20 protein-coding genes are annotated in these 24,487 nt (G+C 40.2%); 16 read left to right on the forward strand and 4 right to left on the reverse strand.

Translation table 11 applies throughout. The features are described 5' to 3' along the window. Positions 1 to 51 precede the first annotated feature (51 nt). The 6 genes from nusB to ruvB all read left to right on the forward strand — a co-directional run bounded on the left by nusB (position 52) and on the right by ruvB (position 4,353). The gene (nusB, locus tag A4G16_RS06680; RefSeq protein WP_027074137.1) at positions 52 to 465 is read left to right on the forward strand and encodes a transcription antitermination factor NusB; all 414 of its coding nucleotides are present in this window, start codon (positions 52 to 54) and stop codon (positions 463 to 465) included. A gap of 63 nt (positions 466 to 528) precedes the next feature. Beyond that, entirely contained in the window at positions 529 to 1,509 is a 981-nt protein-coding gene (thiL, locus tag A4G16_RS06685; protein WP_165889235.1) for a thiamine-phosphate kinase, read from the forward strand. Between the two features lie 5 nt (positions 1,510 to 1,514). Next, on the forward strand, positions 1,515 to 1,988 hold the full coding sequence (locus A4G16_RS06690; RefSeq protein WP_165889236.1) for a phosphatidylglycerophosphatase A: 474 nt from the start codon (positions 1,515 to 1,517) through the stop codon (positions 1,986 to 1,988). Between the two features lie 7 nt (positions 1,989 to 1,995). Continuing rightward, on the forward strand, positions 1,996 to 2,622 hold the full coding sequence (locus tag A4G16_RS06695; protein ID WP_165889237.1) for a LysE family transporter: 627 nt from the start codon (positions 1,996 to 1,998) through the stop codon (positions 2,620 to 2,622). 110 nt (positions 2,623 to 2,732) lie between these two features. After that, a complete protein-coding gene (gene ruvA, locus A4G16_RS06700; RefSeq protein WP_165889238.1) occupies positions 2,733 to 3,338 on the forward strand; it encodes a Holliday junction branch migration protein RuvA in 606 nt (201 codons plus the stop codon). A gap of 10 nt (positions 3,339 to 3,348) precedes the next feature. Next, positions 3,349 to 4,353 (forward strand): Holliday junction branch migration DNA helicase RuvB, encoded by a 1,005-nt coding sequence (ruvB, locus tag A4G16_RS06705; RefSeq protein ID WP_165889239.1) that lies wholly within the window; start codon positions 3,349 to 3,351, stop codon positions 4,351 to 4,353. Positions 4,354 to 4,442: 89 nt separating this feature from the next. On the opposite strand, the gene A4G16_RS06710 is transcribed toward ruvB, so the two are convergent. Beyond that, on the reverse strand, positions 4,443 to 5,549 hold the full coding sequence (locus tag A4G16_RS06710; protein WP_165889240.1) for an MBL fold metallo-hydrolase: 1,107 nt from the start codon (positions 5,547 to 5,549) through the stop codon (positions 4,443 to 4,445). Positions 5,550 to 5,843: 294 nt separating this feature from the next. Here A4G16_RS06710 and oppB point away from each other — a divergent pair, with 294 nt between their 5' ends. Genes oppB through A4G16_RS06725 form a run of 3 tightly spaced genes read left to right on the forward strand, consistent with a single transcriptional unit; the run spans position 5,844 to position 9,293 of the window. Further along, positions 5,844 to 6,767: an oligopeptide ABC transporter permease OppB gene (oppB, locus tag A4G16_RS06715; protein WP_165889241.1), complete on the forward strand. Its 924-nt coding sequence runs from the start codon at positions 5,844 to 5,846 to the stop codon at positions 6,765 to 6,767. Positions 6,768 to 6,788: 21 nt separating this feature from the next. Then, on the forward strand, positions 6,789 to 7,688 hold the full coding sequence (gene oppC, locus A4G16_RS06720) for an oligopeptide ABC transporter permease OppC (RefSeq protein ID WP_165889242.1): 900 nt from the start codon (positions 6,789 to 6,791) through the stop codon (positions 7,686 to 7,688). Positions 7,689 to 7,697: 9 nt separating this feature from the next. Then, positions 7,698 to 9,293 carry an ABC transporter ATP-binding protein gene (locus A4G16_RS06725; RefSeq protein ID WP_165889243.1) on the forward strand — a complete coding sequence of 532 codons (1,596 nt, stop codon included), beginning with the start codon at positions 7,698 to 7,700 and terminating at the stop codon, positions 9,291 to 9,293. 84 nt (positions 9,294 to 9,377) lie between these two features. Here the strand turns inward: A4G16_RS06725 and A4G16_RS06730 are convergent, their stop codons facing one another. Next, positions 9,378 to 9,521, reverse strand: coding sequence for a hypothetical protein (locus A4G16_RS06730; protein WP_156930217.1), 144 nt, complete (start codon positions 9,519 to 9,521; stop codon positions 9,378 to 9,380). 112 nt (positions 9,522 to 9,633) lie between these two features. Here A4G16_RS06730 and A4G16_RS06735 point away from each other — a divergent pair, with 112 nt between their 5' ends. Next, entirely contained in the window at positions 9,634 to 11,799 is a 2,166-nt protein-coding gene (locus tag A4G16_RS06735; protein WP_237052360.1) for an SEC-C metal-binding domain-containing protein, read from the forward strand. Positions 11,800 to 12,027: 228 nt separating this feature from the next. Beyond that, entirely contained in the window at positions 12,028 to 12,231 is a 204-nt protein-coding gene (locus A4G16_RS06740) for a hypothetical protein (protein ID WP_207951334.1), read from the forward strand. Positions 12,232 to 12,423: 192 nt separating this feature from the next. Here A4G16_RS06740 and A4G16_RS06745 read toward each other — a convergent pair whose 3' ends face one another. Next, entirely contained in the window at positions 12,424 to 13,290 is an 867-nt protein-coding gene (locus A4G16_RS06745) for a S1 family peptidase (RefSeq protein ID WP_165889244.1), read from the reverse strand. A gap of 13 nt (positions 13,291 to 13,303) precedes the next feature. After that, positions 13,304 to 17,020 carry a methionine synthase gene (gene metH, locus A4G16_RS06750; protein WP_165889916.1) on the reverse strand — a complete coding sequence of 1,239 codons (3,717 nt, stop codon included), beginning with the start codon at positions 17,018 to 17,020 and terminating at the stop codon, positions 13,304 to 13,306. A 159-nt stretch (positions 17,021 to 17,179) separates the two neighbouring features. On the opposite strand from metH, the gene A4G16_RS06755 reads away from it, so the two are divergent. From A4G16_RS06755 to A4G16_RS06775, 5 genes are all read left to right on the forward strand, one after another. Then, positions 17,180 to 18,457: an AmpG family muropeptide MFS transporter gene (locus A4G16_RS06755; RefSeq protein WP_165889245.1), complete on the forward strand. Its 1,278-nt coding sequence runs from the start codon at positions 17,180 to 17,182 to the stop codon at positions 18,455 to 18,457. Between the two features lie 229 nt (positions 18,458 to 18,686). Next, positions 18,687 to 19,454, forward strand: coding sequence for an ABC transporter ATP-binding protein (locus A4G16_RS06760; RefSeq protein WP_165889246.1), 768 nt, complete (start codon positions 18,687 to 18,689; stop codon positions 19,452 to 19,454). Continuing rightward, positions 19,451 to 20,353, forward strand: a complete 903-nt coding sequence (locus tag A4G16_RS06765) for an ABC transporter substrate-binding protein (protein ID WP_165889247.1) — start codon at positions 19,451 to 19,453, stop codon at positions 20,351 to 20,353. Before A4G16_RS06760 ends, A4G16_RS06765 begins: the two co-directional genes overlap by 4 nt. After that, a complete protein-coding gene (gene fhuB, locus A4G16_RS06770) occupies positions 20,353 to 22,305 on the forward strand; it encodes a Fe(3+)-hydroxamate ABC transporter permease FhuB (RefSeq protein ID WP_165889248.1) in 1,953 nt (650 codons plus the stop codon). The genes A4G16_RS06765 and fhuB overlap by 1 nt, the downstream gene beginning before the upstream one ends. Positions 22,306 to 22,330: 25 nt before the next feature. Further along, positions 22,331 to 24,463, forward strand: a complete 2,133-nt coding sequence (locus A4G16_RS06775) for a TonB-dependent siderophore receptor (RefSeq protein ID WP_165889249.1) — start codon at positions 22,331 to 22,333, stop codon at positions 24,461 to 24,463. Positions 24,464 to 24,487 lie beyond the last annotated feature (24 nt).

Raw genomic sequence — 24,487 nt, forward strand, 5'->3', positions numbered from 1 at the left:
ATTGTGATAGAATCAGCCGTCATTTTTTGCTGTTAGAAATTAAGAGGTATTATGAAAGTTTCTCCCCGTCGCCGTGCAAGAGAATGTGCAGTGCAAGCGATTTATTCTTGGTACATTTCTCACAATACAGTTGAAGAGGTCGAATTAGCCTTTGTTACCGATCAAGATATGAATGGCGTTGATATGCCTTACTTCCGTAAGCTTTTCCGTGGTGTAGTTAATAATGTTGAAGCCATTGATGAAGCATTACGTCCTTATTTAGATCGTAATGAAGCCGATATCGACCCGATTGAACGTTCTATTTTGCGTTTATCTGGCTATGAATTAAAATTTGAGCATGATGTACCTTTCCGTGTAGTCATTAATGAAGGTATTGAGGTTGCAAAAGTATTTGGTTCCGATGATAGCCACAAATACATTAACGGTATTTTAGACAAATTAGCCCCAGCATTAGGTAAGAAATAGCCACTTCCCCAATTTTGTTACAAAATTGGGGATTTTGATAATAAATAATCTTAAGGAAATTTTATGGGTGAATTTGATATTATTGAACGCTACTTTAATGCCTCTCAACGTCCACCTCGCAAAGATGTATTACTTTCTATCGGTGATGACTGTGCAGTAACCTCCCTTAAGCCTAACCAACAGCTTGCGATTACAACAGATACGCTTGTCTGTGGCACACATTTTTTGCCGACTATTTCACCAGCTGATCTCGCTTATAAGAGTGTCGCAAGCAATTTAAGTGACCTTGCTGCAATGGGGGCTGAACCGGCATGGTTCTCTTTAGCACTCACATTGCCGGAAATTAATCACGAATGGCTGGCGGAATTTAGCACACATTTCTTTGAGATTCTGGACCATTATAACGTCGATTTAATTGGAGGAGATACCACACAAGGACATCTCTCACTCACTATTACAGCTCAAGGGATTGTGCCACAAGATAGAGGCCTATTTCGCCATAATGCAAAAGTAGGTGATTGGATCTATGTCTCAGGCACACTAGGAGATAGCGCAGGCGGCTTGCAATTACTCCTTAATCAGACCGAAGAAACACCGACTTGGAGTGCTGAGGAAAGCTACTTAATCCAACGCCATTTACGCCCAGTACCACGCGTGTTACTTGGCTTAACTATTGCCCCTATCGCAAATGCCGCCATTGATATTTCAGATGGTCTTTTATCTGATTTAAGCCATATTCTCAAACGCAGCGAATGTGGTGCGGTAGTAAATCTGGAAGATCTCCCACTTTCAGAAGAATTACTCAAGTGTTACTCTCGTTCAGAGGCGGAGCATTTTGCATTAACTGGTGGGGAAGATTACGAACTTTGCTTTACCGTACCCAATGACAATAAACAAAAATTAGAAAAAGAATTAACGAATATCGGGGTAAATTATACTTGCATAGGGCAAATTCGTTCTGCAAAAGAAGGGTTAACTTTATTACGTCATAATGAGCCTTACTCGCTACCTAGCTATATCGGCTATGATCACTTCAAAAAATAAACTGTATGAAACCTATCAATCTTAAAAATCCAATCCATTTTTTTGCATTCGGATTTGGCTCAGGCTTATTAAAACCCGCCCCCGGCACTTGGGGGACGGTTGCAGGCTTAATTGTAGCAATTATATTATGGTACCTAACCAAATCTCCGCTATTTTTTGTTCTACTGACTCTTATCTCATTTATTTTTGGGTGCTATATTTGCACTCAAACCAGCCAAGATCTAGGTATCCATGATGACGGTAGAATTGTTTGGGACGAAATTGTCGCCATTTTTCTAATGTTTAGCTGCCTACCGGAATATAACTTGCTCGGTTACTTTTTTACCTTCATTAGTTTTCGATTTTTCGATATTGTAAAGCCTTACCCTATCCGCTATTTTGATGAAAAACTCGAAAGCGGCTTAGGTATTATGTTTGACGATATTCTCGCGGCTATTTACGCCCTCATTTCACTGCATATTTTGTACTGTTTTATTTAAGGATTTTATGCTTACTATTTTATTTATCCATCTCACAGGGCTTGTCAGCCCCGGTCCCGATTTTTTCTATGTAGTCAGGCAGTCCGCCAGCCATTCGATTAAAAGCGGTATTTTAGCCGCAACCGGTATCTCGTTAGGTATTGTTTTTTGGGCAGGATTCGCTATTTTGGGCTTAGCATGGTTAAGTAACAGCATTGGCATCCTCTTTCAATACTGTATTATGGTATTAGGAGGCTGTTATCTTACCTATATCGGCTTAAAAATGGTACGAGTGCGGGAAAATATCACCTTCGTTGAAGATAAATCTAACCTCACACCGTTAAACAGTTGCACAGAAATTAAAAAAGGTTTACTAATCAATATTTTTAATGCCAAAGCCGGTGTTTATTTCACCAGTGTAGTATCTGCTTATTTAGGTAAATTTAGCCAAACCTCACAAATGTTTGAGTTGCTGTTTTTATTTGTTTTCACTACTTTTCTCTATTTTGCACTTATCGCCCTACTATTTTCACGCAAGCCGATAAGACAAGTTTACGCCAAATACAGCCGCTATATTGATAATGTGTCAGGTATCATCTTTATTTTATTTGGTTTAATGCTGATTTATGAAGGTATTACCCACCTAATACATTAGATCAAGCGGTTAAATTTTTACGAAAATTTGCGAAAGCAAAACAGAATTAAATAGTGTTATTTTATACAGTTTCTGCTATGCTATCGCAAATTTCATTCTTGGACAAAAAAATGATCGGACGATTACACGGCAACATTATTGAAAAACAACCACCGGAAATCTTACTTGACGTACAAGGGGTTGGCTATGAATTATTACTCCCCATGACAAGCTTTTACAGCTTACCAGCAGTTGGTGAGGAAACCAGCCTGTTCACTCATTTAGTAGTACGTGAAGATGCTCACTTATTATTTGGCTTTGCTCAAAAACAAGACCGAACCTTATTCCGTGAGCTGATTAAAACTAACGGTGTTGGCCCTAAACTCGCACTTGCTATTCTCTCTGCAATGTCTGTTTCTCAATTTGCCACCGCCATTGAAAATGAAGAACTGGCGAAACTCACTAAAATTCCGGGTATTGGACGAAAAACAGCTGAACGCTTATTAGTTGAATTAAAAGGCAAATTCAAAGGCATGGCACAAACAGATTTCTTTGTGGAAACATCTCACGATCAAATTGTTGCAACGCATGTACCCGATCCGGCAAATGAGGCCCTTGATGCCTTAATTGCTTTAGGTTACAAACCGGCTGACGCAGAAAAAATGATTAAGAAAGTAAACAAAGCCGGCGCAAGTAGCGAGCAGTTAATTCGTGAAGCGTTAAAAAATTCGTTATAAGTAAGTATTTATGATTGAAGCAGATAGAATCATTAGTGCCTCACCGAAGCGTGAGGAAGAAGTAATAGACAGAGCCATCCGCCCAAAATTACTCACTGACTATGTCGGCCAGCCTTCAGTACGTGATCAAATGGAAATCTTTATTAAAGCCGCAAAACTGCGAGAAGAAGCCCTCGATCATCTTTTGATTTTCGGCCCACCGGGTTTAGGTAAAACCACCCTTGCTAATATTGTTGCCAATGAAATGGGGGTGAATATCCGCACTACTTCTGGACCTGTGTTGGAAAAAGCAGGTGATCTAGCAGCAATGCTGACAAATCTGGAACCTTACGATGTGCTGTTTATTGATGAGATCCATCGTCTTTCGCCGGCAATTGAAGAAGTGCTTTATCCGGCAATGGAAGATTATCAACTTGATATTATGATAGGCGAAGGTCCGGCTGCACGTTCTATCAAGCTAGATTTACCGCCTTTTACCCTCATTGGAGCAACTACTCGCGCCGGTTCTCTTACCTCTCCGTTACGGGATCGTTTCGGCATTGTACAGAGGTTAGAATTCTACTCGGTGGACGATCTGACTTCTATCGTTAAACGCAGTGCCGACTGCTTGAATTTAAATTTATCACCAGACGGAGCTTATGAGGTCGCTCGTCGCTCTCGTGGCACGCCCCGCATTGCCAACCGCCTGCTTCGCCGAGTGCGAGACTATGCCGATGTTCGCAATAACGGAATCATTACTTCAGAGATTGCCAAACAAGCACTTACCATGCTAGATGTTGATTCTGAAGGCTTTGACTTTATGGATATCAAACTGTTACAAGCTATTGTCGAACGCTTTGACGGTGGTCCGGTGGGGGTGGATAACCTTGCTGCAGCCATTGGTGAAGAACGAGATACCATTGAAGATGTGCTGGAACCTTATCTGATTCAACAAGGCTTTCTGCAACGCACTCCAAGAGGGCGAATTGCCACCAACCGTACCTATGCTCATTTAGGCATTACCAAAATTGACTAATGCACAAGCGGTCATTTTCTCTTGAAAATTTGCCAATATCTGCAAAAAATCTTGTGAAAATGACCGCTTGTTTTGCTTCATCTCAGCTTTTATTTTACCGCTTCCCACCACTTTTCTTTTGGTAACGGCTCGAAAATATTAAATATTTCACCGATTTTAGGGGTAGCTACATCAATATTGTGCTGACTAACTGCTGCTAGAAAACGCTCAATAGGATCCGCCCAATGGTGTTCGGACAAATTAAATTTCGCCCAATGAATTGGCATAGCTTTGGTACTTTTCACATCAAGCAAGGCTTGAACAGCTTGTTCGGGAAATTCGTGAATCTGATCCCATTTCGAATTATAAGCCCCATTTTCAATCATCACAAAATCAAAGGGGCCATAACCCGCAATGCGTTCGCGATAATGTTTGCCGTATCCACTATCGGCGCTAAAATAAAGTGATAAATCCGGAGATTTAACTACAAATCCGCCCCATAAAGTTGAATTTTGATCCGTAATGGAACGACCGCTGAAATGGCGAGCCGGTACTAAGGTTACCTTCACATCTCCCACATCAGCCGATTCATCCCAATCCAGCTCGGTAATTTTATCGCTTGCTATTCCCCAACGTTGTAAATGTCCTTTTACTCCAAGCGGCACAATAAATTGCTTAGTTTTGCTATCTAGCTGTCTAATGGCTTGATAATCTAAATGATCGTAATGGTCGTGTGAAATCAGCACTACATCAAGTCTCGGCATATCTTCAATCTGCGGTGGATGTTCCATAGCAAAGGGCCTCACCATAAAAGACACAGGTGAAGCGGAATAAAACAGCGGATCGGTCAGGAAAAACTTACCGTCAGTTTGGAATAACACACTCGAATGCCCCAACCACGCCATACTGCCGTTTTTAAACTGCCCAAGGGCTAGCGGCACAGTTGGTAGAGGTTTAGCGGGGTATCGCTCTTTAGGCGGAGTAATTTTATGCCACAGCCAATCTTTCCAAGAAATAGGTTCATTTCCTGTCTGAATGAAGGTTTCCTCCAAATTGACAAAACCCCTATCACCATAATTACGCGAAGTCTTTATTTTTGCTAAGCTTTCCGCATCAGGTTTACCACCGAAAACGGGGTGAAAAGTTACCACAGAAAAGCCCAAAATAGCTAATGTGATAGCAATGTAAACCAGCCATTTAAATAATGAAAAAATCATAAATCTCTTTGCTTTCTAAGTAAATTTGCAAAACTTTCTTAAAATATAACCGCTTGTAAAGCTGTTATACACTCGGGTGGTTTGATTTTAGCAGAAAGTTACTCGCTACGCTCAAACTGGCTGCAAATAGCCTGTTTTTATGCTTAACGTAGGCTGCTGTGCAAAAATTTAGTAAAAAATAACCGCTTGCAACCTAGCATCTTGAACTTAAACAATCTCCCGCTCTTACCCTATTTACAAAACTTTTAATTTACGCTATTAATTAAATATTCTATAACTACAAAGAGTAATGCTATGTTGAAATTTATTTTTAAACGTCTTCTTGAGGCAATTCCAACCCTGTTTATTCTGATTACTTTTTCATTTTTTCTAATGCGGCTTGCCCCCGGTAGCCCTTTCACAACCGAAAAAGCTTACCCACCGGAAGTCATGGCAAATATTGAAGCCAAATATCATCTTAACGAACCGCTTTATAAACAATATTTCATCTATATGGAAAATCTGTCTAAAGGTGATTTCGGCCCTTCATTTAAATATAAAGATCAATCTGTGAACAATCTAATTGCTTCTGCTTTTCCGGTATCTTTAAAACTTGGCATTATCTCTTTTATTTTTGCAGTAACCATCGGCTTAACTGCCGGCACTATTGCTGCACTTAAACAAAACAGTAGGTGGGACTATTTGGTCATGGGCTTTTCAATGACAGGCATTATTATGCCGAGCTTCGTATTTGCTCCTCTACTTGTATTGTTTTTCGCGATTTATCTTAAATGGCTGCCTGCCGGTGGTTGGAACGGAGGGCAGCTTTATTATATGGTGTTGCCTGTGCTTTCTTTAACCATCAGCTATGTTGCAGGCATTGCCCGTATTACCCGAGGTTCAATGATTGAGGTGCTTCACTCGAATTTTATCCGCACGGCTAAAGCTAAAGGATTACCTATGAGTAAAATTATTTTCAAACACGCCTTACGCCCTGCCCTACTGCCTGTGATTACCTATTTAGGTCCGGCTTTTGTCGGCATTATTACCGGCTCAATGGTCATTGAAAGCGTCTTCGGCTTACCGGGCATCGGTCAGCTCTTTGTAAACGGTGCGTTAAACCGTGATTATTCACTGGTGCTGAGCTTGACGATTTTAGTCGGCACCTTAACTATTTTATTTAATGCGATTGTCGATATTTTATACGCGGTAATCGATCCGAAAATTCGTTATTCTTAATTTAAGGAGTGGGAGCGGAAAATGCAAAATTCTAATAAAAATCAACCGCTTGTTGATGTTACTGCCACGCTAGAAGGCAGAAGTTTATGGCAAGATGCACGCCGTCGTTTTTTTCGTAATAAAGCGGCTGTAGCAAGCCTCATTATTTTATGCTGTGTCTTACTTTTTATTACCTTTGCCCCCATACTAATGCCGTTTAGCTATGAAGATACTGACTGGAATATGATGGGAGCTGCCCCCAATTGGGCTTCACAGCACTATTTTGGCACAGATTCCTCAGGACGTGATTTATTAGTGCGAGTTGCTATAGGTGGACGTATTTCGTTAATGGTGGGGATTGCAGGAGCCTTAATTGCAGTTATTATCGGTACAATTTATGGTGCGATTTCCGGTTATTTAGGCGGCAAAGTTGACATGGTAATGATGCGCTTTTTAGAAATATTAGGCTCATTCCCGTTTATGTTCTTTGTGATTTTGCTGGTAACTTTCTTCGGACAAAATATTTTCTTGATCTTTATCGCAATCGGCATGGTCGCTTGGCTTAACCTTGCCCGAATTGTTCGAGGACAAACCCTTGCATTAAAAAATAAAGAGTTTGTTGAAGCAGCGATTGTCTGTGGTGTCTCACGCCGCCAAATTATCTGGCGACACATCGTGCCAAATGTATTAGGTTTAGTAGTTGTTTACGCCTCACTTGAGGTGCCAGCTTTAATTCTGTTTGAATCCTTTTTAAGCTTCTTAGGTTTAGGTACACAAGAGCCAATGAGTAGCTGGGGCGCATTGCTAAGTGATGGTGCAGCACAAATGGAAACCTACCCATGGCTGCTTGCCTTTCCTGCTTTTTTCTTATGCTTAACGTTATTTTGCTTTAACTTTATTGGTGATGGTTTGCGTGATGCACTCGATCCAAAAGATAAATAGAGGTTTAGAATGAAATTATTAGAAGTAAATAATCTTGATGTCTATTTAAAAACGGACGAAGAATTAGTTCACGCAGTACGTAATGTCTCTTTTGCGATTGAAAAAGGGCAAACCTTGGCGATAGTTGGCGAATCCGGTTCGGGGAAATCCGTGACCTCAATGGCAATTATGCAGCTTTTACCGAAAAATATTGTGAAGTTTGGCGACAAATCAAGCATTGTATTTGAAGAACAAAATCTGCTCACTCTTTCGGAAAAAGCAATGCAAGCAATCCGTGGTGACCGTATTGGAATGATTTTCCAAGAACCGATGACCTCTCTCAACCCTTATATGCCAATCGGTGAACAAGTTGCCGAGGCAATTTTAACCCATAATGAGAAGCTGACTAAAGCTGAAGCTCAAAAGTTAGTGTTGGAAACCTTACAAAAGGTAAAAATTCCCGATGCTGAGAAAAAAATGATGTGTTATCCACACGAATTTTCCGGTGGCCAACTCCAACGCATTATGATTGCCATGGCAATTATCAATAAGCCCGACTTACTCATTGCCGATGAACCAACTACTGCTTTAGACGTAACCACACAAGCGGAAATTTTGGACTTAATGCACGACTTACAAAGTGAAATGGGCATGGCGATTATCCTCATTTCCCACGATTTACGCCTTGTGCATAAATACAGCGATTTTGTTTGCGTTATGCAAAACGGCGAAATTATCGAACGTGGTGAAACAGAAAAGGTATTTACACAACCAAAGCACCCTTACACTATTGAGTTATTAACGCCAATTCCGAATAACTTAAAGGGTGAGTTGCCGACAGATACGCCAACGCTAATCAAGGCTGACAATATTGAGGTGGACTATATTTTAAAACGCTCACTTTTCGGCAAACCGAAAAAAGTATTTAATGCGTTAAAAGAGATTTCACTAGAACTTAAAACAGGCGAAACGTTAGGTATTGTAGGTGAATCCGGCTCAGGTAAATCAACCCTTGGGCGTGCAATTATGCAAATTTTGGACTACCGAGGCAATCTCACCTTTGCCGATAAAACCATCAACAAACTTGGCAAAGCCGAATACCAAGCTTTGAAAAAAGATATGCAAATGGTATTCCAAGATCCATTTAACTCACTTTCACCACGCTTGACAGTGGGCGAAATTATCACCGAAGGCTTAACCGTGCATTATCCGCAAATGAGCAAAGCAGAACGACGTGAAAAAGCGATGAAGATTTTGGAAGAGGTCAACCTGAATCCTGCTATGATAAACCGCTACCCACACGAATTTTCCGGCGGACAACGTCAACGTATTGCCATTGCCAGAGCCATTATTTTAGAGCCAAAATTTGTGTTGCTGGACGAACCAACCTCAGCCCTTGACCGTTCAACACAAATTACCGTGATTGAACTGCTCAACCGCTTACAGAAAAAATATGGCTTAAGCTATATTTTCATCAGCCACGACCTTGCCGTAATTCGCGCATTAAGCGACCGAGTGATTGTAATGAGCCAAGGCGAAATCGTCGAAAGTGGCAATGTGAAGCAAATTTTCGACAACCCGCAACAAGACTACACCAATCGGTTAATTGCAGCCTCTAATCTATAAAAACAAAACCTTACCGAAGCCAAAACGGTAAGGTTTTTCTTTATGATTACAAGCGGTAATATTTTCTAAATTTTTTGCAAATCACTAATTTTCTATACTAAGCCCGCTAAGCTCTCCACCTACAACGCCTTCTTTTTCGATAGAGCTGATAGCATACGCCAAGTTAAGGTAGGTTTCTGCCCAAGTGGTATGGGAGAGGAATAGAAGGAAGAGAAATAGGCGTTTCATTTTTTAATTTTTTGAGCATAATTATGCTCACGCAAGCGGTTGATGCATATGAATTTTGCAAAGTCTTGAGTTATTTTATAGCCCAATCAAAATATCTAGCTAAAGTGAGGTAATGATGAATTCATTGAATAATATTAGAGATGAGAAAATTATTTTTAAAGATCTAGAGGAACTATGTCAACAACCTGGTTATGCTCATGTAATCGCATATTTTTGTTATAGAGACAATACTATTCAATCTGCTCAAGATAATGTTACTAGAGAAGAAATGTTAGGACAATATGAGCCAAATCGTTTATTAAGAACGGAGATTTCATTATTAATTGGATTAATGTGTAAGGAAAAAATTTCACTAGAAATTCCTATACCTCCAAAATTTGAAGCGCTTATCAATAAAACCGAGGAATTACTCAAAGAATTACACTTATCTATCACATATGCAGATAGAAATAAATTAAATTCCCTTGAAAAATTAAAGTCATTCTTAAAATCAGGTAAGATGTTAAGAGAGGTTATTTTTTATGGTGGTGAGTCTGCATATAGCTTTCAATATAGAGACTTTTCTAAAATTAAATATAGCTATGATAATAATTGGTTTTTAGAAAATAAAAGATATTCAGTAGATCAGTTACATCAAGTAATTATAGCTCTAGAGAAAATTGCTCCAGAAAAACTTAGTAATACTATACAATCGTTACAATTTAAACATCCTTATTTATGGACTATATTAGATGGTTATACATTCTCTATAAAAGAAATTTCAATTAACACTGGAATAGATGAGGAAATAGTTGAGGATATCATTAAATCTTTTAGTCTATCAAATGATGAAGACATGTCATTATTTAATAGCTTTGGAGCGTTTAACCCTACTAATGCCTACCCTATTCTATTATTAGAAAATGGAAAATTTATATTATTTCAACACTATAGTTTGACTGAAGCTGTTTATGAAACACCATTCTTTTGGTTTAACAAGGATAAAAATTATCAAAATATAGCAATGGAACATAGGGGGCAATTCACCGAATATTTTTCTTATGAGCGTCTAAAATCTGTTTTTGGAAATAATAATGTATTCAAAAATGTAGAAATACAAGATACAAATAGTAATAAATTAGGTGAAATTGATGTACTTGTTACTTTTGGTAATAGAGCAATTATTTTACAAGCTAAGGCTAAAAAACTTACTATACTCGCTCGTCAGGGAAATGATGATGCACTGCAAGATGATTTTCAGAAGGCTATACAATTATCATACGATCAAGCAGTAGAATGTGGAATTTTCCTATTAGACTCTAAAACAAGATTAATTCTTCCAACAGGAAATGAATTAAAAATTAATCGAGATTTTTCAGAAATTTATCCATTTTCTGTTGTTTCAGATCACTATCCTGCTTTAGCAACTCAAGCTAGAAATTTTTTAAACCAGACAGTTCATAATATTATTAAACCTGCATTTGTTATTGATATATTTGCTTTAGATGTTATTTGTGAAATGTTATGTACACCTTTATACTTCTTAAGCTATATTCACCGCAGAGCAATGTATACTGATAAATTCCTAGCCAATCATGAACTTACTATACTCTCATATCATTTAAAACAAAATTTATACCTGCAAGATAATTTTACTCTTATGCATTTAGGCGACGATTTAGGAGTAGATCTTGATTTAGCTATGGAATCTAGGAGAAATGGACTCTCTAACCAATATGATGTTGATGGAATACTGACTAAATATAAAGGGACTTTTTTCGAAAAATTAATTAAAGATATTGAGAGAAATTCTGACTCTAATTTAATTGATTTAGGGTTAGAGTTATTGATGGTAAATGAAGATACGGTAAAAACATTAAACGAAAGTTTTGATATTATCCATCGTAAAAGTATAAGTGATAGAAAAGAACATAATCTTGTTTTAACATTTGATGAAAATCATTCTATTGGACTTGTTATTCATTGTACTAACTCACCAAATGATATTGCAATACAATCTCTAGATAATCATTGTGAAATACGTAAGTATAAGTACAAAGCAGATCGTTGGTTTGGGATTGCTGTAGATATTAATAAGGCTGATCTAAGATTCGGAATTAATAAGACATATAAGTGGGAACAGTCTGATGAAATGGATAAAATATGTGGTATTTTTCCATTCTCTAAAAAAGCTATTTCCTCTTCTCATATATCAGGGTATAAAAATAAAATAGGACGCAATGATATGTGCCCATGTGGTAGTGGTAAAAAATATAAAAAATGTTGTATTGGCTTATAATCTATTTATGATTCCTGCTCTAATAACATTTTTTACTAGCGGTCAAATTCCTCCAAAACTTTGCAAATCCCCACCGCACTTTGACCGCTTGCTCCCTCCCCTTGACCCAAATCAAACTTCCCCTGATATGTGGAAAACCACAATACCCACTTAATCTGCTCGTTTCTACAATATCCTTTTTTGATTTTTTATCACTTCCCGAAAGGCTTGCAAAAACAGAAAGTCAAAATGGCAATGGCGTGGCACGGCGAGCAGAATAAGCATTATCTTTGGGATAAAATCCAACTTCGACATATTTTCCATACCGCAAAGTTAGCTGGGTTATCAAAGCAGACCGTGGAAGAGATTTTGCAGGAGATTGTTGCTGCTTCATCACAATTAAATCGCATTCCACACAACATTTGCCTGAACAGATTGTTGAACCGATTTTGAGTGGGGTGGAGAGGAAGTTGGGAGTGGTGAATGGATAAAAGAACAAGAGGTCGGTTCTGCGAGAAAATTTGCAAAGTTTTTGGGGAAAGTGACCGCTTGTGGTTGATAGCATCCATCTCTGACGGGGACGTAGAGTTTATAAAGCACTCGTCAGAGACTAGTGTCATCGGAGAAAATATCAAATATGGGTATTTACCATGCCCATGGATTATTATTAGTAATTTTTTCTTTGAAAAGATCTATTGTTTCTATAATCATTCTAGATTTAAGAACAACGCCTAAATCTATCATTTCTTGATTTGATACAATAGGTACTAAAGCAGTAGGAATTTCTCTAGCTTCAACACTGTTCATTTGTGTCCTAAAATATACTGCACTAACTATACCTAAGAAATAAAACCTACTTCCGATAACTGCACCACCATTTTTATCAGCGTACACACCATTGTCCATCAGAAATAATGGGCTCCCACTAGAACCTCCGAATACCGAAGCGTCAATTAAGAAAATAGGTTTCTTCTCAAAATCAATTTGTAATGGTGATGCAGTTGTTCCTTTTCTTAATATTGGTAGATGATGAACTGAATCCCACATACCATTTGGGTAGCCAACAAATGTTATATTTTCAACTACATCTAAAGAGTTTAAGTGCTCTTGTTCAGGAATAGTTTCTCTAGAAATAGCTTTAAAGAACAAAGTTTGATTAAAATCTTTCTTTACATTTTCAATAATTGGTAAAAATGGGCATATTGCAATATCAATATCATTGTCTGGATGGTAAAACCAAATTGAGCTCCAATCTGGAATTTCTAAATAGAACCCTTTGTCTAATGGAGCTTCTTCTCCTTTATCATTATCATCAATGATATGAAAAAGAATTTTCCCTCTTTGGGTATTTTCAACGACATGTCTATTAGTTACTAAAAATAGGGCTGTTTTTTCAGGATTAGATGAATAATCAAAAATAAATCCTGTACCAGAACCGTAACCCGCCTCACTAAAAGTTTCAATTTTTACTGTGGTAAAATATAACTGTGATGCAATTGTATCTAATTTCATAAATATCTCCTATCTAAATTCCTGTTTCAGTTGCCTGCGACTTCACATCCTGTTTCATCGCCACACTTAACCATTTCTTAGCCGTAACCTCGTCCCAACCCTTACGTTTCGCATAATCCAACACTTGGTCTTCGTCAATTTTGCCGAGTGTGAAATACTGGCTTGCCGGGTGGGTGAAGTACCAGCCGCAGACGCTTGCTGCGGGGAACATGGCGTAGCTTTCGGTCAGTTTCATTCCGATGCGTTGTTCCACTTCGAGTAAGTCCCAAATCAGTTGTTTTTCGGTGTGCTCCGGGCAGCTTGGGTAGCCCGGCGCAGGGCGGATGCCGATGTATTCTTCACGGATTAAGCGTCCGTTGTCTTCGTCTTCCACGGTGTAGCCCCAGACTTTGGTGCGGAGCTCAAAATGCAGGTATTCCGCCATCGCTTCGGCTAAACGGTCGCCGACCGCTTGAAGCAGAATGGCGTTGTAGTCGTCGCCTGCGGCTTTGTAGCCTTCCACCAAGTCGTATTCTTCAATGCCGGCACAGACGGCGAACATGCCGAACCAGTCTTGTTGCTCGCTTTCACGGTCGGCGATAAAGTCGCTCAGGCAGAGGTTGTACGGGCTTTTGCTGTTTTTGCCTCGCTCCGATTGCTGGCGGAGGTGGTAGGATTTGCCGATACAAGCGGTGCGTTCTTCGTTTAAAATTGCAATATCATCACCTTCTCGCACGGCAGGGAAAATGCCCATAATGCCACTCGGAGTCAGCTTGCCGTTTTGTTCCAATTCGTCCAGCACCCGTTGGGCATCGTTATAGACTCGGCGAGCCTCTTCGCCGCCTTCGGGGTAGTCAAACGCATCAGGGTAGCCGCCCATCAAGCCCCAGAGCATAAAGAACGGCGACCAGTCGATAAATTTCCGCAGGGTGGCAATCGGCACGTTTTTGTATTCGATAATGCCGGTCTGTTTCGGCTGTGGCACTTGGTAATCCGCCCATTCACCGCTGAATGCGTCAAACCGGTTAGCACGGGCTTCTTCAATGGAAAGCCCTTTTCGCATTGGCTTACGCACGGCGAATTTGCGTTGAATTTCCTCGTATTCCGCTTTGGTTTTTTCCCAAAATTCGGCTTTGGCTTCGGGGTTCATTAGCGTGGCACAAACCGTTACGCAGCGAGAGGCGTTGGCGGTATAGACCACAGGGTAGTTGTATTTCGGGTAGAGCTTGATCGCTGTGTGTTCTTTGGAGGTGGTCGCTCCGCCAATCAGCACAGGCAAATCGAGCTTCAAGCGGTTCATTTCACTTAAAAAATACTCCATTTCGTCCAACGACGGCGTAATCAGGCCGCTTAACCCGATGAGATCGGCTTTTTCTCGGATTGCTGTTTCAATAATCACATCGGCGGGCACCATTACGCCTAAGTCGATTACTTCAAAGTTATTACATTGCAGCACTACGCTCACAATGTTTTTGCCGATGTCATGTACGTCGCCTTTTACGGTGGCAATGACCATTTTGCCGTTGGACGAGCCTTTCTGCTTGGTGGCGTTGATGTACGGCTCCAAATAGGCAACCGACTGCTTCATTACCCGTGCGGATTTTACCACCTGCGGTAGGAACATTTTGCCGTCGCCGAATAAATCGCCGACCACGTCCATTCCCGCCATCAGCGGCCCTTCGATCACTTCAAGCGGCGAGGCAAATTTTTGGCGAGCCTCTTCGGTATCTTCCACAATATAGTTGGTAATGCCTTTCACAAGGGCGTGTTTCAAGCGTTCTTCCACCGGCAAGTTTCGCCATTCTGCCGCACTTTCGTCCGCACTTTCCACCTTCACGCCTCGGTATTTTTCCGAGATTTCCAGCAAGCGGTCGGTGGCATCGGCACGGCGGTTCAGCACCGCATCTTCAATCGCCTCACGCAGTTCGGGGTCGAGGTCGTCATAAATCGCCAGCTGACCGGCATTGACGATCCCCATATCCATTCCCTCTTTGATCGCATAGTAGAGGAACACGGCGTGAATCGCCTCACGCACCACGTTGTTACCTCGGAACGAGAACGACACATTAGATACCCCGCCCGAAATTTTGGCATAAGGTAGGGTCTGTTTAATGCGGGTACAGGCTTGAATGAAATCCACGCCGTAGTTGTTATGCTCTTCGATCCCTGTGGCAATCGCAAAAATGTTCGGGTCGAAAATAATATCTTCCGGCGGGAAACCGAGCTGATCGACTAAAATGCGGTAGGCACGGGTACAGATTTCTACTTTGCGATCTTCGGTGTCAGCCTGTCCGACTTCGTCAAATGCCATCACGACCACCGCCGCCCCATAACGGCGGCAGAGTTTTGCTTGATGAATAAATTTCTCTTCGCCCTCTTTCAGGGAAATGGAGTTCACAATCGGCTTGCCTTGCACGGTTTGCAAGCCTGCCTCAATGACCTCCCATTTGGACGAGTCGATCATAATCGGTACTTTTGCCGCTTCCGGCTCGGTGGCGAGAATGTTGAGGAAGCGGGTCATACATTTTTTAGCATCAAGCAAGGCTTCGTCCATATTGACATCAATCACTTGTGCGCCGTTTTCGACTTGATGGATCGCAATTTCAATCGCTTCCGAAAATTTTTCTTCTTTAATCAGCTTTTTAAACTTCGCCGAACCGGTCACGTTATTGCGTTCGCCCACATTCACAAACAGAGAATTTTCATCAACGGTCAGCGGCTCTAAGCCCGACAGCCGCATTGCGGTTGGGATTTCCGGTAAGGCACGAGGCTTCACGCCTTGGGTCACGTCGGCAAAAGCACGGATATGTTCAGGGGTTGTACCACAACAACCACCGACAATGTTGAGCCAGCCCAATTCCGCCCACTCTTTGATATAGCCCGCCATCTCTTCCGCACCGAGATCGTAGCCGCCAAAGGCATTAGGCAAGCCGGCGTTCGGGTGAACAGACACAAAGGTTTCGCTGATTTTCGACATCTGTTCCACATAAGGGCGAAGCTCTTTCGGGCCGAGCGCACAGTTCAAGCCGAAGGAGAGCGGCTTGGCGTGACGGAGCGAGTTGTAAAACGCCTCGGTGGTCTGCCCCGAAAGGGTACGCCCAGAGGCATCGGTAATCGTGCCGGAAATCATCACCGGCAATTTCACGCCTAGCTCTTCAAACACCTGTTCAATCGCAAACACGGCGGCTTTGGCGTTGAGGGTGTCAAAAATGGTTTCGATCATAATCAGATCCGAACCGCCCTCAATCAAGCCACGAGTCGCCTCCGCATAGGCTTCCACCAGTTGCATAAAGGTAATGTTGCGGAAACCGGGGTCGTTTACGTCAGGCGAAATTGAACAAGTGCGGTTGGTCGGGCCGAGAATACCGGCAACAAAACGAGGCTTATCTGGTGTGGAGTATTTATCTGCGGCTGCTCGTGCCAGCTTTGCCCCTGCAAAATTTAGCTCGTAAGCGACCGCTTGTAGGTCGTAATCCGCCTGTGCAATGGTGGTGGCACTGAACGTATTGGTTTCGATAATATCCGCACCGGCGGAGAGATATTTTTCGTGAATGGCTAAAATCAGCAGCGGCTGGGTTAGAGTGAGTAAGTCATTATTGCCTTTGAGATCAATTAGGCTGTCTTTAAATCGTTCACCTCTAAAATCTGCCTCAGTTAATTTATATTGTTGGATCATCGTTCCCATTGCACCATCAAGAATTAAGATTCTCTCCGCAAGGGCCCTTTGTAGTAAACCACTGTTATGTTGCATATTCATTTTTTTATTTCCAAAGCTAAAGATTAACGAAATAATAGGAAGATGTTACTAGGCTGTCAAACCCTATCTATATCTCAATGAAAAGGGTTGGGGAAGCATTTTAAATTATGTTATATTTTGCTCACCGTCCCATTTGCAAAATATAGGAAAAATATGACCGCTAGTACTCTGCCTCAACCCTCTATTTGGAAGCAAATTTTCACCAAAAATATGTTGCTTTGTGTCTATACCGGCTTTTGTTCAGGCTTACCGCTGTTTGTATTAATTCAATTAATGCCTGCTTGGCTAACCAGTGCTAATCTTGATATTAAAACGATCGCAGCTTTCACCCTTACCTCTTTGCCCTACACGTGGAAGTTTCTTTGGGCGGCCTTATTAGATCGCTATTTTCCGCCATTTTTAGGCAGACGTCGTAGTTGGATTTTCATTTCACAAATAGGCTTGTTGGTAATTTTAGCCAGCTTTGGATTGTTTGATCCGGTACAAGATATTTCGATTGTTGTTACACTTTCTGTTGCATTGGCATTTTTATCGGCTTCACAAGATATTGTAGTGGATGCTTTTCGGCGTGAAATTCTAAGTGATAACGAGCTAGGATTAGGAAATTCTATCCACGTCAATGCTTATCGCATTGCAGGCTTGATTCCCGGTGGCTTATCACTCTTTTTAGCAGATCATTTTGATTGGGATACGGTATTTTTTATCACCGCTAGTTTTATGCTGCCTTGCTTGCTGATTACGCTGATTGCCAAAGAGCCTCATCACAATCCGATTGATCGTTCTAAGCCGTTTTATATGGCGTTTGTCGATCCATTTAAAGAGTTTTTCACCCGTAAAGGTGTCATGGGTGCAATTGGATTAATCTTGTTTATTTTTCTCTATAAATTGGGCGATTCTTTAGCGACTACTCTGCAAACTAAATTTATTTTGGATATGGGCTTTACTAAATCTCATATTGCCGGCATTGTCAAAATGACCTCCCTTTGGTGTAGCATTGGAGGTGGTATTATCGGCGGTATTGCCATGCTGAAATTAGGCGTAAACCGCGCCTTGTGGTTGTTTGGCTTTGTTCAATTAATCACCATTTTAGGATTTGCCTACCTTTCCAGCTTCGGCCACTTCCCGACCGAGAGTATTGGTGCTGCTGAACTTTGGCGATTAGGTTTGGTAATGGCAGGTGAATATTTAGGTGTAGGGCTTGGCACCGCAGCCTTTGTTGCCTATATGGCTCGTGAAACCAACCCGGCTTATACTGCAATGCAGTTAGCAATCTTTACCAGCCTTGCTGCCCTACCAAGCAAAATGTTAGGCGCCTACACAGGGCATTTAGTGGAAATGATGGGCTACTATCAATTCTTCTGGCTCTGCTTTTTTATCGGCATTCCGGGAATGTTAATGCTGTTTAAAGTAGCACCTTGGCACCAAACTTAAGAAATATTTAAAATATCAGACCACTTATAACCTATTGAATTATTTAACTATTCAATAGGTTATTTTTTTATATCTGCTTTTTAACCTCATAAAAAATAAAATGATATTGACTTGCATTTTCAATTTAAATATATTTAGTACACTTTTAAAAGTATTCCGTAACTATTTTTCTTTTGTATTTATGGTGGGCATTTCCCACCTTTTTTATGCTTATTATAAACACAACACTATGATCCAAGTTAATTCCGTTAGTTACATTGTTGAGCAACATCGTAAGTTACTCAACAATATATCCTTTAATTTAGGAAAAGGGAGGCTATATGGCGTAATAGGCCATAACGGCTCAGGAAAATCTACTTTAATGCGTCTACTTGGCGGTGATATTCAGCCGACTAGCGGTTCTATACTTATTGATGGCGTGACACTTAACCAACTTTCAACTAAAGAAGCGGCAAAACATATTGCATATTTGCCACAACGCTTACCTGAGGCCGAGGATTTCTTAGTACATGAATTAGTCTCTTTGGGTCGATTCCCATACCAAAAATGGTTACAAAAACCAACCACATTAGATAAACAAATAATCAATGACGCAATGGATAGGACATCTGTAACTCAATTTGCTAATCAGCCGGTAAATAGTTTATCCGGTGGTGAAAAGCAACGTGTTTGGTTAGCAATGTGTTTAGCTCAACAAACTCCGTATTTACTGTTGGACGAACCTCTAGCAGCTCTTGATATTGTTTATCAAGTTGAAGTTATGCAACTTGTTCGTCGTTTGGTCAATGAGCAGAGCTTAACCGTCATTATCATTATTCACGATATCAATCTTGCTGCTCAATTCTGTGATGAGATTATTGCGTTAAAGCAGGGAAATCTCTACCTCAAAGCATCAGTTAATGAAATAATGCAAGAAGAAAAATTGCTAGACATCTTCGGTCTAAAGCTACATTTATTTAAGCACCCTGAAGGTGAGCATAAAGTGGCGGTTCTATGATAAAGCATTTATTCAAGCGGTTATTTTTTCTCTTTATTTTACAAATTTCTACTGTATTTGCTCAAACGAAGATTTTCACACCAGATTGGTCTATTGCCTCGGCCCTTACTGAAATGGGTAATCCCCCTATTGCAATGGGAGATAAACGGATCTATCCATTATGGTCACATCGTCCAATCCAGCCTGATAGCGTATTAGACATTGGTACTCGTTATCAGCCTAATCGTGAATTATTAGCACAACTGCCTGTGGATCTGGTTTTATCTAACTTTTTCTATGCACATTTATCCTCTGTTTACTCAAAAGAAATCAGACAAATAGATGTACTTTTTGATGGCGGAAACCTTGAACATATACAATCTTGGCATACTTATCAAAAAGCGACACGTGTTATAGGAGAAGCTATAAAAAATCCTCAGGCAGCAGAGGCTTACTTAACACATACTGAAAATCAGCTAGCTATATGGGGAATAGATATTCGCAAAAATGCGCCAGAAATAGACCACTATGCGGTGGTACAATTTGGCTCCCCCAAAGAGCTACGTTTGTATGCATCAAACTCTATGTTCCATGTTGCCTTCGATTTAATGGGCTTAAAACAAGCGGATTTGGGTGTAGGCGATCGCTGGGGAAATAAACTTATCACCGTAAGTGAACTGGCAAAGCTACCAGAACGTACCTGTTTAATTATCATCTCTCCTTTTTCAAAAATGACACAAGCTGACTTAGCAAAAAGCTATATTTGGCAACGTTTGGGCTTTGGTAAAAGCCGTTGTATGAAAGTGCTGCCGCCTGTTTGGCTTTTTGGCGGCCCTGATTCAATTTCACATTTTGCTGAATTTCTACATTACGCTATGACACAGCCTGATAACCAACTCGCAACTAAGGAGAAAAAGTAATGAAATCATCATTTTTGTTGATTATTTTCGTTCTTTTCTCCTTGATTACTGCAGTTATACGGTTAGATATGATGTGGAAGTGGGATTGGATATTGTTGGTACAAAATGCCGACTTATTATCGATGGAACAAGCAACAGTAAAAGTCTCTCTTTTACCAGAAATGGCGACATCTTTCTTAGCTGGGGGGTTATTAGCAACTGCCAGTAGCTGGCTACAGCATATTGTCAGAAATAATTTAGCCTCAGATAGCACCCTTGCAGTTAGTAGTGGCGCTCAACTTGCGTTAATGATAACTGTTATTTTTTTCCCGGCAGCTGAGCTATTTTCTAGCTTTTGGGTTGCGTTTATCGGTGCATTAATCGCGATACTCTTGGTTCTATTTATTGCAAAGGTCGCTAAACTTAATCCACTAACACTTATTTTAGGTGGACTAATTATTAATATTCTTTTTGGTGCTATTGCCTCTTTTCTTACCCTATTTTACTTCGATTTTCTCTTTGGAATTATGGTGTGGGGAAGCGGTTCACTCCTGCAAGATGGTTGGGAAACTACTTTCATATTAGCAATCACAGCCTTAATTACCCTATTGATCTTTATCTTGCTTTCTCGTCCACTCAGCATCTTAAGTTTGGACGATGAACAAGCTCGTCGTTTAGGTGCACCTGTTAATTTATTACGCTATTTAATTATCTTAGTGTGTGCAGCAATCACTTCACTAGTCGTCAGTAAAATCGGTGTAATCGGTTTTATTGGATTTGCCGGTGCGAGTTTCGCTCATTTTTGCAAAATCAGACATTTATCATCTCGCTTATTAACTGCCTTTCTAGCGGGCGGATTTTTGCTATTTTTTACTAACAATCTGATTAGTATTATTGGCAATCTTACAAATACCCTCCTTCCTATTGGTGCATTTACAGCAACACTTGGTGCCCCATTATTAATTTTTTTCGTTTTACGCCAGAGAAAAAGCCAATTTGAGTCTACAAATAATACAAGTTATTTACCTGTTAAACGTTTAAACTCCTGGAAACTTCCTATACAACTTCTATGTGGAGGAATAATTCTATTTGGAATATTACAAATCATAGTACCTACTATTACAGGTTGGTCAATCAGCATTGATGAACATCTTATCAATGCATATCGCTTACCTCGTAGCTTAAGCGCTATTGCGACAGGCGCTATGCTCGCCGTAAGTGGTAGTCTACTTCAAATACTGACTCGGAATCCGATGGCAAGTCCGGAAGTATTAGGTATAAGTTCTGCGACGTCCATTTCAGCTGTACTTTCCTTTTTATTTATACCGACATTATCCGCACTCGGATTTCTCTGCTTCGGTGTATTAGGAAGTTTAGCTACCCTCGCTCTGATTATATGGCTATCACGTAAATTACAACCTTCAGCATTAATCATCACAGGTGTAGCAATAGGTACTTTTGCAAATAGTGTAATGGCGATTATCCAATTAAGTAGTAATCCACGTTTAACTGCCGTAATTAGCTGGCTTTCAGGCTCTACTTATTATACTAACCCTAACACCGTATGGATTTTATTAGCTATCTCTATACTCCTTATCAGCCTGAGCTTACTCTTTATTAAACCTCTCCATCTAATTTCAATTGGAGAAACTGTTTCTCGTCATTTAGGGCTAGAGGTAAAAAAAGTTCAAACTATTTTGCTTCTTTTAATCGCATTAATGAGTGCAGCCTCCACTCTTGCTGTAGGTCCAATGAGTTTTGTTGGTTTAATGACACCACATTTAGCTCGTTATCTAGGTGCCATCACCCCTGATAAACAACTACCTATGGCCGCATTATTAGGGGCGATTTTAATGTTGATTGCAGATTGGTTAGGCCGCTATTTAACTTTTCCTTATGAAATTGGAGCTGGCATTATAGTCTCGATTTTAGGAGGAGTTTATTTCTTACTGCTGTTAATAAAACGTAAATAATTCTATTTATTCTTAGGAGAAAAACATGAATGTGACATCTAAAGCAATACGAATTGCCCTATATGGTTCTAGTATAGGATTAATTTCAACAGCTTATGCAGAAACTGTTGCCCATCTTGATACAGTTGAAGTAACTGCAGAAAAGCAAAGTACTTCTTCGGAAGAAACCGGACGTTATAGCCAGAAAACAGCTAAAGGTTCTACTGGAATGCTATTGACAGCAAAAGAAACACCACAAAGTGTAACAGCGGTAACACACCAACAGATTAGAGACCAAAATCTAAATTCTCTTGCCAAAGTATTAGAAGCAACACATGGTATATCCGTTTCAGCATTTGACCGTGGGCGTTATTCCTTTAGTGCTCGTGGATTTGGAATTGATAAAGTCAAAGTTGATGGTATGGATCTCAAAATCAATAATCAATGGACAACGGGAGAAAGTACCGAGAATAGTGTCTTATACGATCGAGTAGAAGTCGTACGTGGCGCTACAGGACTAACAACTGGTGCAGGTGATCCATCTGCTAGTGTGAATCTAGTGCGTAAACGTGCTAACAGCACAAGTCATTATACTATTTTAGAAGGTGGTATCGGTCGTTATGGCGATATCAATACCATGATAGATCATAGCCTGCCATTGAATTCCTCAGGCTCAGTAAAAAGTCGCTTTATTGTTGAGCATAAAAACGGCAATACTTTTATTAAAAACGAAAAAGAACGTTATACCACGTTATACGGTAATATTGAAGCGGATCTTACCGATACGACTAAACTCGGATTAGGAATTAGTTACCAAAAAGAAAAGCGTAATGCTGCTCTTTGGGGTGGTTTACCTGCATTCTATAGTGATGGAGAAGAAACTAACTGGATTAGAAGCAAAAATGCAAGCCCAGACTGGACATATTGGGATAATGAATCGGTGAACTATTTCGCAGATCTGACTCAAAAACTAGGTGATAAATGGGAGATAGCCCTAAAAAGTAATTACCGCATCGGCAAACATAACTCCGAACTTTTCTATTTTAGTGGCTCTAGTCTCAATCGCCAAGATGGGCTAGGCTGGTCACCTTGGCCTGGCAAATTTAGAAATGAAAATACTCAATCTAATGTTCAACTCGATCTGTCCGGTTCATTTTCTGCCTGGGGGTTAGAACACAGTGCAGCATTTGGCATTCAATACAATAGAGTGCATCGTAACTCCTATGCTGCTGATAATAGTATTTTTGATGGCGCATCTGATTTTAACCGCTGGGATGGTAGCTACGCCAGACCGAAATGGGGAAATATGTCTGAAAAATACTATCAAAACTTAACAGAATTTGGTGCTTATGTATCAACTCGCTTACGTATTACAGACAGACTATCCACTATATTAGGATCTCGTATTTCCTCATACCGTACCGAGGGGATTTATTATGGCACAAAACAAAACTTCAATGCACATGATGTCTGGACACCTTATGTAGGATTAACATTCGATATTAACCCTCAAAACACAGTTTATGTAAGCTATACTGATATCTTCAAACCACAAAACTATGTAGATTATAATAATAAGCTCCTCTCCCCTGTTACAGGAGAAACTTATGAAACTGGCTGGAAAGGTAGTTATTTCAGCAATAATCTACAAACTCAATTGAGCGTATTTGAAACCCGACAGGATAATTTGGCAGAATACGTAGGTATCAATCCTAATACTTTATTAGGTTACTATAAAACCAGCAAAGGAGCAAAAGTAAGAGGTTTTGAAATTGAAGCATCCGGAAACCTCACTCAAGAATTAAAACTGAGTGCTGGTTATACACAGTGGACAGGTAATGATGCTACAGGTAATCCTATCAATACTACTCAGCCACGTAAACAATTTAAGCTCTTTGCAACTTATAATATGAACAGCTTGATTCAAGGCCTAACCGTTGGTGCCGGGATAAATTGGCAAAGTAAGATCTACACTAAGCAAGCCAATTATGGTATTTATCAGCAAAAATCTTATGCTTTAGCAAATCTAATGGCACGCTATCAATTTAATGATAATCTCTCTGTTCAACTTAATATTGATAACCTATTCGATAAAAAATATCGAAATGCACTTAGTTTTGGTCAATATACTTACGGGGAGCCATTTTACACTCACTTAAATTTACGCTATGAGTTTTAAATAACTTTAATAAAAAATTTGCAA

Source organism: Mannheimia granulomatis (assembly GCF_011455695.1).
GTDB lineage: Bacteria > Pseudomonadota > Gammaproteobacteria > Enterobacterales > Pasteurellaceae > Mannheimia > Mannheimia granulomatis_A.

Coding starts and splice junctions, on each gene's coding strand:
- A4G16_RS06725 (WP_165889243.1), top strand. CDS start 7,698: ATGAAATTATTAGAAGTAAATAATCTTGATGTCTATTTAAAAACGGAC.
- A4G16_RS06760 (WP_165889246.1), top strand. CDS start 18,687: ATGATCCAAGTTAATTCCGTTAGTTACATTGTTGAGCAACATCGTAAG.
- ruvB (WP_165889239.1), top strand. CDS start 3,349: ATGATTGAAGCAGATAGAATCATTAGTGCCTCACCGAAGCGTGAGGAA.
- A4G16_RS06710 (WP_165889240.1), bottom strand. CDS start 5,549: ATGATTTTTTCATTATTTAAATGGCTGGTTTACATTGCTATCACATTA.
- A4G16_RS06775 (WP_165889249.1), top strand. CDS start 22,331: ATGAATGTGACATCTAAAGCAATACGAATTGCCCTATATGGTTCTAGT.
- A4G16_RS06755 (WP_165889245.1), top strand. CDS start 17,180: ATGACCGCTAGTACTCTGCCTCAACCCTCTATTTGGAAGCAAATTTTC.
- A4G16_RS06735 (WP_237052360.1), top strand. CDS start 9,634: ATGATGAATTCATTGAATAATATTAGAGATGAGAAAATTATTTTTAAA.
- A4G16_RS06745 (WP_165889244.1), bottom strand. CDS start 13,290: ATGAAATTAGATACAATTGCATCACAGTTATATTTTACCACAGTAAAA.
- oppB (WP_165889241.1), top strand. CDS start 5,844: ATGTTGAAATTTATTTTTAAACGTCTTCTTGAGGCAATTCCAACCCTG.
- ruvA (WP_165889238.1), top strand. CDS start 2,733: ATGATCGGACGATTACACGGCAACATTATTGAAAAACAACCACCGGAA.
- A4G16_RS06690 (WP_165889236.1), top strand. CDS start 1,515: ATGAAACCTATCAATCTTAAAAATCCAATCCATTTTTTTGCATTCGGA.
- fhuB (WP_165889248.1), top strand. CDS start 20,353: ATGAAATCATCATTTTTGTTGATTATTTTCGTTCTTTTCTCCTTGATT.
- A4G16_RS06765 (WP_165889247.1), top strand. CDS start 19,451: ATGATAAAGCATTTATTCAAGCGGTTATTTTTTCTCTTTATTTTACAA.
- oppC (WP_165889242.1), top strand. CDS start 6,789: ATGCAAAATTCTAATAAAAATCAACCGCTTGTTGATGTTACTGCCACG.
- nusB (WP_027074137.1), top strand. CDS start 52: ATGAAAGTTTCTCCCCGTCGCCGTGCAAGAGAATGTGCAGTGCAAGCG.
- A4G16_RS06740 (WP_207951334.1), top strand. CDS start 12,028: ATGGCAATGGCGTGGCACGGCGAGCAGAATAAGCATTATCTTTGGGAT.
- A4G16_RS06695 (WP_165889237.1), top strand. CDS start 1,996: ATGCTTACTATTTTATTTATCCATCTCACAGGGCTTGTCAGCCCCGGT.
- metH (WP_165889916.1), bottom strand. CDS start 17,020: ATGCAACATAACAGTGGTTTACTACAAAGGGCCCTTGCGGAGAGAATC.
- thiL (WP_165889235.1), top strand. CDS start 529: ATGGGTGAATTTGATATTATTGAACGCTACTTTAATGCCTCTCAACGT.
- A4G16_RS06730 (WP_156930217.1), bottom strand. CDS start 9,521: ATGAAACGCCTATTTCTCTTCCTTCTATTCCTCTCCCATACCACTTGG.